The 568-nt window shown below is 57.2% G+C and carries 1 rRNA gene; it reads left to right on the forward strand.

The features are described from left to right. Nucleotides 1-568: ribosomal RNA gene (locus WMO23_RS11460) — 23S ribosomal RNA — on the forward strand; the annotation flags it as partial.

Consider the following 568-nt stretch of genomic DNA (forward strand, 5'->3'; position numbering starts at 1 on the left):
ACAGTCTCAGGCGGGCAGTTTGACTGGGGCGGTCGCCTCCGAAAGAGTAACGGAGGCGCCCAAAGGTTCCCTCAGCGCGGACGGAAACCGCGCGAAGAGTGCAAAGGCAGAAGGGAGCTTGACTGCGAGACGGACAGGTCGAGCAGGGACGAAAGTCGGGCTTAGTGATCCGGTGGTAGAGAGTGGAATTGCCATCGCTCAACGGATAAAAGCTACCCTGGGGATAACAGGCTTATCTCTCCCAAGAGTCCATATCGACGGGGAGGTTTGGCACCTCGATGTCGGCTCATCACATCCTGGGGCTGAAGTAGGTCCCAAGGGTTGGGCTGTTCGCCCATTAAAGTGGTACGCGAGCTGGGTTCAGAACGTCGTGAGACAGTTCGGTCCCTATCCATCGCGGGCGTAAGAAACTTGAAAGGGGCTGCTCCTAGTACGAGAGGACCGGAGTGGACCGACCAATGGTGTACCAGTCATGGCGCCAGCCGTGCAGCTGGGTAGCTACGTCGGGGACGGATAAACGCTGAAAGCATCTAAGCGTGAAACCAGCCTAGAGATGAGGTTTCTCATT

It is taken from the genome of Megasphaera intestinihominis (assembly GCF_040096415.1).
GTDB lineage: Bacteria > Bacillota > Negativicutes > Veillonellales > Megasphaeraceae > Megasphaera > Megasphaera intestinihominis.